A 15874-nucleotide genomic window follows, 5' to 3' on the forward strand; every position below is an offset into this window, starting at 1 on the left:
GCCACGAACGGGCGGAAACCTGATGCATCATGGCGAGCGCCGCCTGCTCAACCCGACGAAGCGTCCCTCGTCCCCCTGCGGACCGTCTTAAAGCCTGCATCATGCTGTGTCTCCTGATTCCCTTCAAAGGACACCGGACCGACACAAGACAGCACCAAACGGCGGCCCGACTTCACTTACCTTGGTTGTGAAGACTATTTTACTACCTCCTCATAAAGCCCGCCACGCGCCCTTGTAAACACCTTCATAGGAAGAGAGTTTACAGGTAGGATATTGGCGCTATCTGACGCCACCGGTGAGTGCCGGTGACGACACGCCACGTTCACTGCAGGAGGCCCGATGACGTCCCCCGTCTGGCACCCCTATGCCCACCTCAAGACCCAGCGCCCGGCCCCCAAGGTGGTCGGCGGCGAGGGCGCGACCTTCACCCTGGAGAGCGGCGAGACGCTGCTCGACGCCACCTGCTCCTGGTGGTGCATGATCCACGGCTATCGCCATCCGCGGCTGGTGGCGGCGATCCGCGAGCAGGCCGACGAGCTGTGCCACGTGATGCTCGGCGGTCTGACCCACGAGCCCGCCGACCGCCTGGCCCGTGAGCTGGTGCGCGTCACCCCGAAGGGCCTGAACCACGTGTTCTTCTCTGACAGCGGCTCGGTGGGCATGGAAGTGGCCATGAAGATTGCCGTGCAGTATCACTACCTGCGGGGCAAGCCGGCCAAGCACCGCATGCTGACGCTGATGAAGGCCTACCACGGCGACACCGCCGGCTGCATGGCGGTGTGCGACCCCGAGGAGGGCATGCACTCGCTGTTCGCCGGTTTCCTGCCTCAGCACCACTTCGCCCCCGCCCCCACCGCCCCCTTCGAGGCCAGTAAAGAGGAAGTGCAGGCCGACCTCGACGCCCTGCGCAGCGTGCTCGAGGCCCATCACGAGGAGATCGGCGCGCTGCTGATGGAGCCGCTGCTGCAGGCCGCCGGCGGGCTCAACATGACCTCGCCCCACTATCTGCGCGGCGCCCGGGAGCTCTGCGACGAGTTCGACGTGCTGCTGATCTTCGACGAGGTGGCCACCGGCTTCGGGCGCACCGGGCGGATGTTCGCCGCCGACCATGCCGACGTGACGCCGGACATCATGGTGCTCTCCAAGGGGCTGACCGGCGGCTACCTGGGCCACGCCGCGACGCTCGCCACCGACCGGGTACACGACGCCTTCGTCGGCGACAGCGAGCTGCACGCCTTCATGCACGGCCCCACCTTCATGGGCAACCCGCTGGCCTGCCGAGTGGCGCTGGAGAGCCTGGCGGTGTTCGAGGAGGAGGATTACCTGGGCCGCATTAAGGCGCTCAACAGCGTGCTGCGCGAGACGCTAGTGAACGATGAGGCGCTGCGCGCCCATCCCGAGGTCGAGGATGTCAGGGTGCTGGGCGCCACCGCGGTGATCGAGGTCCATGACGCCGCCACGCTCAAGGGCGTGGCCGACTTCGCCCGCACCCAGGGCGTCTGGCTGCGCCCCTTCGGCCGCTGGCTCTACACCATGCCCGCCTACATCACCAGCGATGCCGAGATGCGCCGCATCACCGACGTCATGAAGGGCTGGTTCCTGGAGCGCTGAGCACTCAGACCAGCAAACGCGGTAGGAGCAAGGCTCAGCGGGGTCATGAGATCCGGTCGCAGGCGGGCGTGGTGTCGAGGGCAACGAAGCCGCTAGACTGCAGGCAATGAGGCGAGGCACGCACAGCGCCGTGCCGATCGCCGGAGCCCGACTCACGACCGATAAGCCCACAAGGATGCACCGCATGACCCTGAGCAAGACCCGCACCAGCTTCTATCGTCGCCTCTACGTGGCCCATCTGGTGGTCAGCGGTGCCGCCAGCGTGCCGGCCATCATGGAAGCCACCGGCATGCCCCGGCGCACCGCCCAGGACACCCTCGCCGCCCTGGCCGAGTTGGACATGGTCTGCGAGTTCGAGCACCTGACAGGCGAGCGCCACAACATCGGTGCCTACGTGATTCGCGACTGGGGGCCCATCGACCCCACCTGGGTGGCGGAGCACGCCGAACGGCTGCGCGAAGCCCTGGGCTACCCGCCCCAGCACTGAGGCCGCGGCCCGCCGTCAGCCGTTGTCCTTCGAGGCGAAGCGATAGCCCAGGGCCTCCAGGGTCTCGCGCAGCGAGGCCGCCACCGGCGCGACCTTCTCATCATCGGGCGCCCAGTACAGGACTATCACGTCCGCCTCATCATGCTCGATCAGCATCACCTCGCCGCAGCGGCGACACGACTGAACATCGCCGCCCGCGTCACCCGCGCGCGAGTCGAGCTCCTCCACGCCCTCGCCGACCTGCACCGCCTCGCGAGGCCAGAGGGTGACGGGTTCACCGGCCGGGTTCACGGCGCTGCCGAGCGGCGCCCCGCAAGCCAGCAGGCAGACCGCCCCGCAGTCGCATTCCAGCCGTTGATAGAGACCGTTGCTCATTGTGCCCTCCCCGATCGATGAATGGAGCCTGACGGCAGACGCCTCAGTGTGGCAGTCCCGTGCAACAGTTCCCAAGCGGGATCGCTGCAACACGCCGTCGCCCCCTCATGAAAACGCCCCCGGCGAGTCGTATGATGGAGAGGCACGCCACATTCAATGGAGGGAACGACGATGATCAGCGAGACCGACAAGCAGCACCTGGCGCGCTGCGTGGAGCTCGCCGAGGAGGCCCTGGAGGCCGGCGACGAACCGTTCGGCTCGGTGCTGGTGAGCGGCGACGGGGCGGTGCTGGTCGAGGACCACAACCACGTGGCCGGCGGCGATGCCACCCAGCACCCGGAGTTCTTCCTGGCCCGCTGGGCCGCGGAGAACCTGCCGCCCGAGGAGCGCGCCCGGGCCACCGTCTACACCTCCGGCGAGCACTGCCCCATGTGCGCGGCCGCCCACGGCTGGGTGGGGCTGGGGCGCATCGTCTACGCGAGCTCGTCCGAGCAGCTCGGCGGCTGGCTCAAGGAGATGGGCGTGGCCCCGCCGCCCGTGAACACCCTGCCGATCCAGGAGGTGGTACCGAGCGCCACCGTCGAGGGCCCGGTGCCGGAGCTCGCCGAGCGGGTTCATGCGCTGCATCGGCGCCTGCACGGGGTCTGAGCCAACAGCACGCCAAAGGCCGTCGGCGCTGACGCGCTGCGATGCCCGCGTCGGGTGTTCGTGTCAGGCGTCGGAGCCAGCCGGACGCTTGAGCTGGCCGAGGATGCGATAGTGATCGGGCCTCGCTTCGCTCGGCATACGTTTGCCCGGCAGCCGCTCGCCCTCCTCGCTCCGGCTCTCTAGCCCTTCCGCCAGCCGAGCGGCGGCGGCCGAGGTGGCACCTTCAAGCGAGCGCGCCACGTCTCGGCGGGCCTCATCGATGCCATCGCGCAGCCGGGCCTCAAAGGCAGGGCGATGGCGCGCCTCCTGCAGCTTCAGCAGGGCGAACTCACCGCCGACGAGCCCGGCCAGGCCCACGGCGGTGGTCGCCGCGCCCACCATCAGGGCGCCAGGGCCGGTAGGGGCCGTCATCGCCACGGCGGTCCCGCCACTTGCGAGCGATCGCGCGGCGCCGGCGCCCAGCCGCGCCGCCAGGGCGCGCAGCGCCACCCGGCCGCCCTGCCCCGCGGCACCGGCCCCGAGCCTGCGCGCCAGGGGCCGCCCCGCCAGCAAGCCGAGGCCGCTGCCACCCAAGGCGGCCGAGCGCCAGCGGCGGGTATCCAGCGCTGCCGGCAGCGTCTCTTGCATCTCACTATCCAGATCGAACGCCGGCGCCGCCTGCGTCTTCGCGTCGGCGACACGCCGCGGGGCGTAGCGTTCGATAAGCCTTGCGCTCATCGCCTCAACCACGGCCCGCTGCTCGTCGGCCAGCCGCGCCGCATGGTCCACCTGGAGGTCGGCCAGGGCCGGCTCGATGCCGCTCGCCTCGATCAGCCGCTCGTGACGCTGCGCCTCGAGCCAGGCCGCCTGATCACCAGCGATGCCCATTGTGAGCCTCAGGTAGCTGCCGCGCAGGGAGAAGTACCAGTCGAGATAGCCCGGCACCGCCGTCTCCAGGGGCGCGAAGGCCTGCTCGAGGCGCGCCTGCGACCAGGGCGCCATGCGTGCGGCCAGCGTCGCCTCGGCCTCGGCGGCGAGTCTTGTCAGGTCGCGGGAGAAGGCGGCATGGGTCTCGGCATCCAGGGTCAGCGACTCGCCCGCCACGATCACCCGATAGAGCGACGCCTGGCTGCGTGCCTCGAGGACACGGTGGCCGGCCTCGAACACGAGAAGCAGCAGGAGCACCACCAGGGCCGAGAGCGCCCAGCCGCGCCAGCGGGATGAGGGATCGAACGCGCGCCCATCAAGGCGGTGTGAGGCCTCGCCGGTGGCGTTCATGCGCGAGTCTCCCGATCGTTGGCCGCGGCGGGTTCACCCGTGGTCACGGTGTGGGGCGAACGGCCCTCGCGGCGCAGCGCTTCGGCGCCCACCAGCAGGCGGACATAGGCCCAGGCGACGGCGCCCTGGGTCAGCAGCAACACCAGCCAGCCGAGCATCGCCACGGGCGTGGCCAGGTGAAAGCGCTCCACGGCGTTCTGCATGGCCCACAGCCGGGTGAGCTCGGCGCTGGCGGCCAGCCGCTCGAAGAAGCCGAGCAGCGCCCTACCCTCGCCTCCCGGCAGGTGGCGGGCGATCGCCTCCTCCCAGCCGAGCCCGATCAGCCACGGCTGGGGCAGCCAGAGCGCCGCGAGCACTAGGGCCAGGGCCAGCAGCGCGGCGGCCGGGAGCGTCACCAGGCGCCGCGTGACCGCCGGCAGATGCTCGGCCACGACGTGGCGAGAGAGTCGCCGCCGCAGGCGGTTTCTGGCCACCACCAGCAGCGGCAGCGCGGCCAGCAACAGGGGCCACTCCGACAAGGGCAGCAGGCGCAGGTCGACCAGCAGCACCAGGGCGAGCAGCGCGCCGACGAACTGGTGGCGCAGCACCATCAGCACGCCGCCCTGCAGCCAGCGCCGCCTGGGGGAGTCGTCGCGCAGGTACTGATCGAGCCAGGCACGCCGCCGCAGCCGGGCGGCCTCGAGGCTGCCGGCCACGATCAGCTGGGTGGCCAGCACCCAGACCGGCAGGAACAGCACGCCGGCCCAGTCGTTGCTCGCAAGCGACCAGGCCAGCAGCACCAGCACCGCCAGGGCCAGGTGGCCGTGGCGGTGCAGCAGCCTGCGACCTCGCACGCGCCTTGCCATCAGGCCAGCGGCGAGAGGGCCTGCTCGACGAACGCCTCGCAGCGGGCGCGCGCCGGCCGGTCCCTCAGGCCCGCCCAGTAGGCCTCGAACTCGGGCCGCCGCGGGATGGTGCCGAAGTGCATGCCCCAGCCGAGGTGGGAGCCGACGTAGACGTCCGCCGCGCTGAAGCGGTCGCCGGCGATATAGCGACGCCCGGCGACCGCGCCGGACAGGGCGTCGAGCACCGCCCAGACGTCGCCGCAGCCAAGCTGCACCTGCTGCTCGGGCGTGGGATGCACACCCAGAAGGCCGAGCCCGAGGGCGGCCTCCAGTGGCCCGGCGGCGAAGAAGAGCCAGCGGTAGTAGTCGGCCCGGTCGGCGGTTGGCGGCGCCAGCCCGGCGGTGGGAAAGACGTCGGCGAGGTAGGCGCAGATCGCGGCGGCCTCGGTGATCACCGCGTCGCCGTGGCGAATCGCCGGCACCTTGCCCATCGGATTGAGCGCCAGGTAGTCGGGCGACTTCATGGTGGTGCCGTACTCGAGCACCACGGTGCGATAGGAGACGCCGAGCTCCTCGAGCATCCAGTGGACGATGCCGCCCCGCGAGAGCGGGTTGGTGAAAAAGATGAGCTCGGCCGGCTCGCGTGGCGCTGGCTCAGCCAGTGCCGCGGGCGGCAGCACGACGTCAGGCGACAGCACATAGCCCTGGCCGGGCGTATTGACCACCTCGACCCCCACCGCCCGCAGCGCGGCGACATCCTGGTAGAGAGTACGAAGGGTGATCCCCAGCCGCTCGGCAAGCTCGGGCCCGCCGATCGGGCCTGTGTGATGGCGAAGCTCACGGATCAGGTCTTGCAGGCGCGTCGTTCGTGACATGGGCGATTCCTCGTGCGCGTGGCAGTCTCTCGCCGCCTTAGTGTGCGTCGAGGCGATCATCATGCCTCTAGCGGCGTAACGGTAACAGCCACGCGGCCAAGCGTTTGCAAGCGGAAGAGGAAAGCGACATCAAAGATGCGATGCAAGGCATGCCGCCGGTTCCCGGCCCCTCCACGGCATGGCGTCCCGCCCTGCTCAAAGCCCCTGGGCCCCCCGGCGTAGCCAATTATGCACGAACACCAGCTTACGGCGTGCGGCATCCGAGAGCACGAAGGGATAGAGGTCGGAGAGTCCCATGGAGCGATTGACGTGGTTGACCCCGGCCACCAGGCTCGCCGCCACATGGATCAGGCGCTCAGCGTCGGGCTCCATGTAGGGATCCCAGTGAGAGTTCGGCAGCTCCGGGGAGGCAAGCCCCGCCGCCACGAAACTGTCGGTGATATCGGTCAGGTGCAGCAGATGGGCGGCGGTCTCGGCCCAGTCCTCATGAGGGTGCGCGGAGGCATAGGAGGTCAGGAAGCTTGAACGCCAGCCGAGCGGAGGACCGTCATGGTAATGGCGCTGGAGCGCGGTGGAATAGTCCACCCGCTCGTCGCCGAACATGGCCCGGAAGGCCTCGAGAAAATCGTCCCGCAGGCTGAGGCGCCACCAGAGCATGTGCGAGATCTCGTGGCGCATGTGGCCAATCATGGTGCGATAGGGCTCCTCCAGCGCTTCCCGCCGGGTGGTACTCAGGACCGAGTCCGCCTCGGCCACGCTGATGGTCACCACGCCCCCAACGTGGCCCATGGGCACCGGAGTATGGCCCTCGGCCAGCATGTGAAACACCGGGCGAGCACCGGGGTCCTCGGGCCGGAACCAGTGCCAGCGCCCCAGGTTGTCGAGCACCCAGCGCTTGGCGGCCTCGGTCTGCGCCCAGTTGGGCATGGCATCGGGAATGGAAGGATCCGGCGCCAGCGCGGTCATCGCACAGGAGCGGCAGAAGGCCCCCTGCTCGGGCGCGATCCAGTTGCAGCCGATGACCTCCCGATTGATGCAAAACGGCGGCATGGGCAGGAAAGCCCGAGCCTGGGGATCATAGGCGACGGGCGTGCCGTCGGCAGTAGCAAGATTGTCGAACCAGAGGGATCCGGCACCGACCGGATTGGCAAAGACACGCATGAGGCACTCATCTCCGTAATTTCCGCAAGGCAGATGGCCCGACGCCTTACGATGCATCCTGCTCTTTGCGGGCCTACCAAGCAAACCGCCACCGCTGCAGGGCCAGGCGGGGTCTGACGTAAAGAAAGCGGCGAGGGAATTCCTCGCCGCCAGATACCGATCGTTCCCGATCGAGAGTGCTCGCTGGTATGTCGTTACGTCATCAGGTCTCGAAGCTCAGTTCTCGAAGCCCAGGCCGAAGTCCTCGGCGCTGATCGCCATCAGCGATTCGGCGCCCGCCTCGATGGACAACTTGTGCGCCCGGGTGCGCGGCAGCAGGCGCTGGTAGTAGAAGCGCGCGGTGTCGAGCTTGGCGCGGTAGAAGGCGGCCTCGTCGCCCCCCTCGGCCAGCGCCGCACGGGCCTGCCTGGCGGCCCGGGCGAAGAGGTAGGCCAGGGTCACGTAGCCCGAATACATCAGGTAGTCGACGCTGGCCGCCCCCACCTCCTCGCGGTCGGCCATGGCCTTCATGCCCACGCCCATGGTCAGCTCGCCCCACTCCTGGTTCAGCTTGGCCAGGGGACGCACGAACTCGGCGAGTTCGGCGTTGCCCTCCTCGGCCCGGCAGAACTGGTGGATCTCCTTGGTGAACACCTTGAGGGTCTCGCCCTGGCTCATCAGCACCTTGCGGCCGAGCAGGTCGAGGGCCTGGATGCCGGTGGTGCCCTCGTAGAGGCGGGTGATGCGCGCGTCGCGCACCAGCTGCTCCATGCCCCACTCCTGGATGAAGCCGTGACCGCCGAAGACCTGCACCCCTTCGTTGGTGGCCTCGAAGCCGACCTCGGTGAGGAAGGCCTTGACGACCGGGGTCAGCAGTCCGAGCAGGGTCTCGGCGCGTTCCTTCTCGGCGGCATCAACCCCGTGCTCGACCAGATCGATCATCTGCGCGGTATAGAGCACCAGCATCCGGCCGCCCTCGGCGAAGGCCTTCTGGGTCAGCAGCATGCGGCGCACGTCCGGATGGACGATGATCGGGTCGGCGGGCTTCTCGGGCGCCTTCGCGCCGGCGAGCGCGCGCATCTGCAGGCGGTCGCGGGCGTAGGCCAAGGCATTCTGGAAGCTCGCCTCGGTGAGGCCGAGCCCCTGGATGCCCACGCCGATGCGCGCGGCGTTCATCATGGTGAACATGCAGGCCAGGCCCTTGTGAGGCGCACCGACCAGGTAGCCCCGGGCGGCATCGAAGTTCATCACGCAGGTCGCGTTGCCGTGGATGCCCATCTTGTGCTCGAGCGAGCCGCAGGTGACGCCGTTGCGCTCCCCAGGATTGCCGTCACCGTCGGGCAGGAACTTGGGCACCACGAACAACGAGATGCCCTTGGAGCCCGCCGGGGCGTCCGGCAGCTTGGCCAGCACCAGGTGCACGATGTTCTCGGCCAGGTCGTGCTCGCCCGCGGAAATGAAGATCTTGGTGCCGGTGATATCGAAGGCGCCATCATCGGTGGGCACGGCGCGGGTCTTGATCAGCCCCAGGTCGGTGCCGCAGTGGGGCTCGGTCAGGCACATGGTGCCGGTCCAGGTGCCCTCGACCAGCTTGGTCAGATAGGTGGCCTTCTGCGCCTCGGTGCCGTGGTGGCGCAGGGCGTCGGCGGCGCCGTGAGAGAGCCCCGGGTACATGCCCCAGGCCAGGTTGGTGGCGCAGATCATCTCGTTGAGCGCCATGCCGAGCGAGGCCGGCAGGCCCTGGCCGCCGTGCTCCGCCTCGGCGGCGAGCCCCGGCCAGCCGCCCTCCACGTACTGGGCGTAGGCCTGCTTGAAGCCCTTCGGCGCCTTCACCTCACCACCCTCCAGCAGGCAGCCCTCGCGATCGCCGCTCTGGTTCAGCGGCAGCAGCACCTCGCGGGCGAAGCGCGCGCCCTCCTCCAGGATGGCGCTCACCACGTCGGGCGTGGCCTCCTCGCCGCCCGGCAGGCGCGAGTAGTGGGCCGGATAGTCGAGCATCTCGTCCATCACGAAGCGAAGGTCGCGCAGGGGGGCCTGGTAGTCGGGCATCTCGTTTCTCCTGAAATCGGGCGCAGGAAGCGGCGGCGGCCGCTTTCAAACATGTGTTTGAAAGTATCCACCCGACACCTATGAGTCAAGCGTTCGTTTTAATATCGGCGCCAGACAAACAGTAGGGCGTTTCTGCCACGCCTGATAATACGACAAAGCCCCCACTGGACGTTTGATCCAGCAGGGGCTTTCGACCTCAGCGGCTGACACACGTGTCAGCTTGGCGGCTCGGCGCTTTCAGCTAGGCGCTGCCCGAAGGGCGTTACTGCATGCGGATACCACCGTCCAGGCGGATCACCTCGCCGTTGAGCATGGGGTTGGTGACGATCTGCTCGGCCAGGCGGGCAAACTCCGCGGGCTTGCCCAGGCGCTTGGGGAAGGGCACGGCGGCGGCGAGGGCCTGGGCGGCCTCGTCGGGGATCTCGCTCATCATCGGCGTCTCGAAGACGCCGGGGGCGATGGCCATCACCCGCACGCCGTGGCGCGAAAGCTCACGCGCCGCGGGCAGGCTCATGCCCACCACCCCGGCCTTGGAAGCGCTGTAGGCGCACTGCCCCACCTGGCCGTCGAAGGCGGCGACGGAGGCGGTGTTGATGATCACGCCGCGCTCGCCATCCTCGCCGGGGGCGTTCTTCGCCATGGCGGCCGCGGCCAGGCGCATCACGTTGAAGGTGCCCACCAGGTTGATCTGGACGGTGCGGTTGTAGGCGTCCAGATCGGCGGGGTTACCCTCACGATCAACAAGCTTGCCCACGCTCACCACGCCGGCGCAGTGCACCACCCCGGCGAGGCCGCGCCCCTCGGAGAGGGCCACGGCGGCGTCGACGGCCGCCTGGATGTCGTCGCCGGAGGTGACGTCGCCGCGCACCGCGCGGGCCGCCTCCCCCAGCGTCTCGGCGTGGGCCTCGACCGCGTCGCTCAGGTCGCAGAGCACCACCCGGCCGCCCCCGGCGACCAGGCGTTCGGCGGTGGCCGCGCCCAGCCCGGAGGCGGCGCCGGTGATCAGGAAGGTATTGTCCTTCACGTTCATGCAGGTTTCCTCGATATCAGGTGGCCGATGCGGCGTCCGCCTTGTCTGAGGCGTCGGCGCGCAGTTTGAAGCGTTGGATCTTGCCGCTGGGGGTCTTGGGCAGCACGTCGACGAACTCGATCACCCGCGGGAAGGCGTGGGTCGAGAGCCGCTCGCGCACCTGCTGGCGAATCTCGTCGGCCAGCTCGTCGCTCGCCTCGAAGCCTTCGCGCAGCACCACGTAGGACTTGATGACCTCGCCGCGGATCTCGTCGGGCTGGCCCACGGCGGCGGACTCGGCGACCGCCGGGTGGGTCATCACGCTGTTCTCCACGTCGGTCGGGCCCACCCGGTAGCCGGATGTGGTGATGATGTCATCGTCGCGACCGGCGAACTGGAAGGTGCCGTCCTCGTTTCTGATCACCACGTCGCCGGTCAGATAGTAGCCCTCGGCGAAGGGGTGCTTCTCCTGCCAGGTGTAGCCGGCGAAGAAGTGTGCCGGGGAGTTCTCGATGTCCACGGCCAGCACGCCCGGCTCCCCCGGCGGCAGCTCGTTGTATTCGGCATCGAGGATCGCCAGGCGGTAGCCGGGCATCGGCACCCCCATCGCGCCGACGTGCTTGGGGTGGCCCAACGCGTGGTGGTTGTTGCAGGTCATGCCGGTCTCGGTCTGACCGTAATGGTCCATCACCGGGCAGCCCAGCGAGCGCTCCACCCAGGTCACCACCTCGGTGTTGAGCGGCTCGCCGGCGGAGCTCGCCGCGCGCAGCTTGAGGGTCTGGTGGGCATCGTCGAACAGCCCAGAGGCCTTCATCAGGCGATAAGCAGTCGGCGCAGCGGCGAAGTTGGTGATGCGGTGGCGCTTCATGAAGGCCAGCGCCCCTTCGGCGCTGAAGCCCGCCTCGCAGAAGTGGGTGGTCACGCCCAGCAGCAGCGGGCCGGCGATGGCGTAGTAGAGGCCGTAGGCCCAGCCCGGATCGGCCATGTTCCAGAAGCGGTCGCTGTCGCGCAGGTCGACGGCGAGCTCCATGTAGAGCGCGAAGGCCGGCATGGCGGACAGCGGTACCGCCACGCCCTTGGGCTTGCCCACGGTGCCGGAGGTGAACATCTGCAGGAAGGGCGCCTCGCGAGGCAGCCGCGGCGGCGCGGCTTCGAGGGGCGCGTGGGCCATCGCCTCGGCCCAGTCCCGGTCGTCGGCGTGCTGATCGTCGGGGCCGCCCACGGCGAGCACCGGCGGGCACTGGGTCAGGCCGTCGAACTTGAAGCGGTTGGCGTGATCGGTGATCACGAGCTTGGTATCGGCTCGGCCCAGGCGGTAGTCCACGGCATCCGGGCCGAAGGCGGTGAACAGCGGCTGGTAGACCGCGCCGATGCGCCAGGTGGCCACCACCGCCACCAGCAGCTGCGGCGTGCGCGGCAGCATGCAGGCGATGCGATCCCCCGCGCCCAGCCCCTGCTCGACAAACCAGCCGGCGAGACGGGCGCTCTGGGCCTCCAGCTCGGCATAGCTCAGAGTGGTGACCTCTCCCTGGGCATCCTCCTGGATCAATGCCGGCACCTCCCCCCGGCCGGCGCGCAAATGGCGAGCGCAGCAGGACTCGAAGGCGTTGGCACGGCCGTCGCGATGATCGTCGAGGCGCGCGATGACCTCATCGACGGAGAAGGACTCGAGATAGGTCGCGTAGTCGGTCGGGTATGGCGCGGATTGGGTGCTCATGGTCTGCCCTCTTGCGGATTGTGATTGTTGTAGTGGCAAACGGTGACGACCATGAGACTGGCCGGTCGCTGGCGTGGACACGCCCTCTTCCGATTGCCAAGCAGTTAACGTAAGCGTAAACCTAGCAAGCGCTCGGTACACGCTAGTGGCAACCGGGGAAGGGGGCAACCCCTGAGCGACAAGAAGGGACTAGACGATGGTCGAGCGGGGCGGAGCGATGAAGCGGCGCACCGCCCGAGGGATCACGCGGGACGCTGGGTGATCATGGCGACCAGCTCATGGGCCAGGTCGTCCGGCGAGCGCGGCCCGGCGGGGTCGTACCAGCGCACCGTCCAGTTCAGCGCGCCCATCACGAAGCGCGAGACCAGGAAGCGGTCGCCATGGATCAGGCCGGCCTCCAGCGCCTCGTCGATCACCGCCTCCCAGAGCGCCTCATAGGCATCGCGCAGATGGCTCAGGTGATCGCGGGCCTCGGGCTCGAGGCGGCGCCACTCGTAGAGAGCGACCACATGGGCGTTGCGGTCGGTGAGCAGGGTCTCCAGGTGCGCACGGGCCATGGCCTGCAACCGCGCCTCGGCGGTGTGGTCACATTCGTCGAGGGCCGCCCTGGCGATGACCAGGGCGTTCTGGGTGCCCTCCTCGATCACCGCCGCGAGAATCTCCTGCTTGTCGCGAAAGTGGTGAAACAGGCTGCCGGACTTGATCCCCATCTCCTGGGCGAGCATGCGCACCGTCGTTCGATCGAAGCCCTCCTGGACGAACAACTGGGCGGCCTGGCGGGTCAATTCCTTGCGGCGCGGGGAGTCATTCATTACATTCATTGGGATTTACACTAGCGCTTGCTTGGTTGACCCTGAGAAGACCACAGGCCCGACGCCGGGTCAACGCGCGGCAACCGCCTGGACGACAGTCCTTGAGACACGTCTCTGAGACAAGCTTTTAGGACAACTCCTTGAGACCAGATTCGTGAAACTAGGCCGTCAACGCGACGCGACAAGCAACAAGCATCCAACAACGACAACCCTCATCCTGTCCGGCCAGCGCCGGAACACCTCGGGAGCCATGCCATGAGCCAGTCCAACGATATCGTCTTCCTGTCTGCCACCCGCACGCCCATGGGCGGCATGCTCGGCAGCCTCTCAAGCCTCACCGCCCCCGAGCTCGGGGCCACGGCCATCCGCGCCGCCATCGAGCGCGCCGGCATCGAGGCCTCCGCCATCGACGAGGGCATCATGGGCTGCGTGCTGCCCGCTGGCGTCAAGCAGGGCCCGGCCCGCCAAGCCATGCGCCAGGCCGGCATCCCCGACGCCAGCGGCGCCACCACCATCAACAAGCTGTGCGGCTCGGGCATGAAAGCCACCATGCTGGCCCACGACCTGATCCGCGCCGGCAGCGCCGAGGTGATGCTGGCCGGTGGCATGGAGTCCATGTCCAACGCGCCCCACGTGCTCACCAAGGCCCGCGCCGGCTACCGCCTGGGCCACGGGGAGCTGAAGGACCACATGTTTCTGGACGGCCTCGAGGATGCCGAGACCGGCAAGCTGATGGGCGTCTTCGCCCAGGACGTCGCCAGCGAGCGGGACTACGGCCGCGAGCGCCTGGACGACTTCGCCATCGCCTCGCTGGAGCGCGCCATGGAGGCGACCAAGGCCGGTCACCTGGACGCCGAAATGGCCCCAGTCACCGTCAAGAGCCGGCAGGGCGAGAGCGTAGTGGACCACGACGAGCAGCCCTTCCAGGCCAAGCTCGACAAGATTCGCGCCCTGCGTCCGGCCTTCGCCAAGGACGGCACCATCACCGCGGCCAACGCCAGCTCCATCTCCGACGGTGCCTCGGCGCTGATCATGGCCAGCCAGGCGGCGGCCGACCGGCTCGGCGCCACGCCCATCGCGCGGATGCTCGGCCACAGCACCCACTCGCGTCACCCGAGCGAGTTCACCATCGCCCCGGTGGGCGCCATCGACAAGCTGATGAAGAAGCTCGACTGGGGCGTGGACGACGTCGACCTCTTCGAGATCAACGAGGCCTTCGCGGTGGTCACGCTGATGGCCATGGACGACCTGGGCCTGCCCCACGAGAAGGTCAACGTGTTCGGCGGCGCCTGCGCCCAGGGCCATCCCATCGGCTCCACCGGCTCGCGGATCATCGCCACCCTGATTCACGCCCTGCGCACCAAGGGCGGCAAGCGGGGCATCGCGAGCCTCTGCATCGGCGGCGGCGAGGCGACCGCCGTGGCCGTGGAGCTGATCGACTAAAGCGCCTTGCCTCAGCCGCCTGACTCGGCGAATCGGGGGCAGCGCAAAGTGAGGGTCATTCGCCAAGGATGGCGAATGTAGCGCCCAGGGATGGGTTCACAGCGCCCTCACGAAGCGCTGCCCCCGATGATGATCTGCCGTGGAGTGAAACACGCTCGAAGAAACGGCGGGATCGTTCACGTGGCAGGTACCTTCAGTCGCGAGGCGCCGACAGCCTCTCCAGGCGCAGCCGCTCGCGGCCATCGAACAGCCGGCGGCTGCCCGCCGCCACTGCCGCCAGGGTGCCGAAGCCGGTGCCCAGGGTGATAGTGAACATCACCAGTATCTGGTACTTCACCGCCAGCGCCGGCGGGCTACCGGCGAGTATCTGGCCGGTCATCATGCCCGGCAGGCTGACCACCCCGGCGGCAGCCATGGCGTTGATCATCGGCATCATGCCGCTTCTCATCGCTTCCCTTCGGATATCGCCGATCGCCTCCTGCCAGCGCTGGCCGAGCATCAGCCGGTTCTCGATCACCGCACGCTGCTGCCAGGCCGTGTCGGTGAGGCGGTCCAGGGCCAGGGCGACCCCGGTCATGGTGTTGCCGAGCATCATGCCGAGCAGCGGGATGGCGTACTGGGGCCGGTACCAGGGCTCGGGGCCGATGATCACGGTGAGCGTCAGCACGGTGACGGTGAACGACGACAAGAACATCGCCACGGTGCCGATGCCGAAGGCCCAGCCGCCACACAGCCGGCGCCTCTGGCGGGCCATCACCTCGCGCCCGGCGATCAGCAGCATGCCGAGCGCCATCAGCGCCACCCAGTGGAAGCGGGCCGCCGAGAAGAGCGCCTCGAGCACCAGGCCGAGCTGGATCACCGTGCGCGCCGCGGCGATCAGCAGGCTGCGCCCCATCCCCAGCCGGGCGGCGACCGTGCAGCCGGCCAGCGCTACCACCATCAGCGCCGCCAGGGCCAGTTGCCACCACGCCAGCGCTATCACGCCCATTCGTCCGCCTCCTCGAGTCGATGCCCGACGATGCGCCGATGGTGATCGGCCACCCGGGCGATCTGCGCCGGATCATGGGCGACCCAGATCACCGGCCAGCCGCGCGCGCGGATTCGCGCGCGTAGCCACGCCTCCACGCGGCGAGTAGTAGCGTCGTCCAGGTTGGCGGTGGGCTCGTCAAGCAGCAGCGCCGAGGGTTCGCGGCTCAGCGCCCGCGCCAGCGCCAGGCGCTGCTTCTCGCCCGAGGAGAGTCGCGCGACCTGCCAATCGAACACCTCGGGGGCGAAGCCCAGGGCCTCGAGGTCATCGAGACGCGCGTCGGGCAGGTGCTCGCCCAGCGACTCGGCCCACCAGTGGCTCTCCGCCGGCACCAGCATTACCCGGGCGCGCCAGGCGTGCCCGGCGATCGACGCCTGGGCCGTCTTGCCGAGCCAGGCCTCGCCGCCGTGGGGCTCCAGGTCGGCCACGGCACGCAGCAGACGGCTCTTGCCCGAGCCGCTGCTGCCGGAGAGACAGAGGATCTCGCCGGGGGGAAGGGTCAGGGTCACCGGGGACAACTCAGCGACGGCGAGCCACACCAGGTGCAGCGACGAGGGTGCAATCACGGTGGCCTCCGCTGCAGGGGAACTGGCTGCGATG

At 69.0% G+C, this 15874-nt stretch carries 15 protein-coding genes; 4 read left to right on the forward strand and 11 right to left on the reverse strand.

Annotation, left to right across the window (positions count from 1 at the left end; all coding sequences use genetic code 11):
- The first annotated feature begins 339 nt into the window (after positions 1–339).
- Both bioA and RSO68_RS03485 read left to right on the forward strand, forming a co-directional pair.
- Positions 340–1611, forward strand: a complete 1272-nt coding sequence (gene bioA / locus RSO68_RS03480; protein WP_315585451.1) for an adenosylmethionine--8-amino-7-oxononanoate transaminase — start codon at positions 340–342, stop codon at positions 1609–1611.
- A gap of 184 nt (positions 1612–1795) precedes the next feature.
- Complete coding sequence (locus RSO68_RS03485; protein WP_315585452.1) at positions 1796–2098, forward strand: winged helix-turn-helix domain-containing protein; 303 nt, start codon at positions 1796–1798, stop codon at positions 2096–2098.
- Positions 2099–2113: 15 nt separating this feature from the next.
- Here the strand turns inward: RSO68_RS03485 and RSO68_RS03490 are convergent, their stop codons facing one another.
- Positions 2114–2473, reverse strand: coding sequence for a hypothetical protein (locus tag RSO68_RS03490; protein ID WP_315585453.1), 360 nt, complete (start codon positions 2471–2473; stop codon positions 2114–2116).
- A gap of 171 nt (positions 2474–2644) precedes the next feature.
- Here RSO68_RS03490 and RSO68_RS03495 point away from each other — a divergent pair, with 171 nt between their 5' ends.
- Positions 2645–3121, forward strand: a complete 477-nt coding sequence (locus RSO68_RS03495; protein ID WP_315585454.1) for a nucleoside deaminase — start codon at positions 2645–2647, stop codon at positions 3119–3121.
- A 63-nt stretch (positions 3122–3184) separates the two neighbouring features.
- Here the strand turns inward: RSO68_RS03495 and RSO68_RS03500 are convergent, their stop codons facing one another.
- From RSO68_RS03500 to RSO68_RS03535, 8 genes are all read right to left on the reverse strand, one after another.
- Positions 3185–4378: a hypothetical protein gene (locus tag RSO68_RS03500; protein ID WP_315585456.1), complete on the reverse strand. Its 1194-nt coding sequence runs from the start codon at positions 4376–4378 to the stop codon at positions 3185–3187.
- Entirely contained in the window at positions 4375–5211 is an 837-nt protein-coding gene (locus tag RSO68_RS03505; RefSeq protein WP_315585457.1) for a hypothetical protein, read from the reverse strand. Before RSO68_RS03505 ends, RSO68_RS03500 begins: the two co-directional genes overlap by 4 nt.
- A gap of 11 nt (positions 5212–5222) precedes the next feature.
- Positions 5223–6077, reverse strand: a complete 855-nt coding sequence (locus tag RSO68_RS03510) for an HTH domain-containing protein (protein WP_315585458.1) — start codon at positions 6075–6077, stop codon at positions 5223–5225.
- Between the two features lie 195 nt (positions 6078–6272).
- On the reverse strand, positions 6273–7238 hold the full coding sequence (locus RSO68_RS03515) for a zinc-binding metallopeptidase family protein (protein ID WP_315585459.1): 966 nt from the start codon (positions 7236–7238) through the stop codon (positions 6273–6275).
- 216 nt (positions 7239–7454) lie between these two features.
- Positions 7455–9266, reverse strand: coding sequence for an acyl-CoA dehydrogenase C-terminal domain-containing protein (locus tag RSO68_RS03520; RefSeq protein WP_315585460.1), 1812 nt, complete (start codon positions 9264–9266; stop codon positions 7455–7457).
- 262 nt (positions 9267–9528) lie between these two features.
- Positions 9529–10296, reverse strand: coding sequence for an SDR family NAD(P)-dependent oxidoreductase (locus tag RSO68_RS03525; RefSeq protein WP_089850416.1), 768 nt, complete (start codon positions 10294–10296; stop codon positions 9529–9531).
- 16 nt (positions 10297–10312) lie between these two features.
- On the reverse strand, positions 10313–11992 hold the full coding sequence (locus tag RSO68_RS03530) for an AMP-binding protein (RefSeq protein ID WP_315585461.1): 1680 nt from the start codon (positions 11990–11992) through the stop codon (positions 10313–10315).
- Positions 11993–12234: 242 nt separating this feature from the next.
- Positions 12235–12804, reverse strand: a complete 570-nt coding sequence (locus RSO68_RS03535) for a TetR/AcrR family transcriptional regulator (protein ID WP_315585462.1) — start codon at positions 12802–12804, stop codon at positions 12235–12237.
- A 255-nt stretch (positions 12805–13059) separates the two neighbouring features.
- On the opposite strand from RSO68_RS03535, the gene RSO68_RS03540 reads away from it, so the two are divergent.
- Positions 13060–14247: an acetyl-CoA C-acyltransferase gene (locus RSO68_RS03540; protein WP_089850411.1), complete on the forward strand. Its 1188-nt coding sequence runs from the start codon at positions 13060–13062 to the stop codon at positions 14245–14247.
- A gap of 193 nt (positions 14248–14440) precedes the next feature.
- Here RSO68_RS03540 and RSO68_RS03545 read toward each other — a convergent pair whose 3' ends face one another.
- The gene (locus tag RSO68_RS03545; RefSeq protein WP_315585463.1) at positions 14441–15235 is read right to left on the reverse strand and encodes an ABC transporter permease; all 795 of its coding nucleotides are present in this window, start codon (positions 15233–15235) and stop codon (positions 14441–14443) included.
- Entirely contained in the window at positions 15226–15840 is a 615-nt protein-coding gene (locus RSO68_RS03550; RefSeq protein ID WP_315585464.1) for an ABC transporter ATP-binding protein, read from the reverse strand. The genes RSO68_RS03545 and RSO68_RS03550 overlap by 10 nt, the downstream gene beginning before the upstream one ends.
- Positions 15841–15874: the final 34 nt, after the last annotated feature.

This window comes from Halomonas saccharevitans, from assembly GCF_032333995.1.
Taxonomy (GTDB): Bacteria; Pseudomonadota; Gammaproteobacteria; order Pseudomonadales; family Halomonadaceae; genus Halomonas; species Halomonas saccharevitans.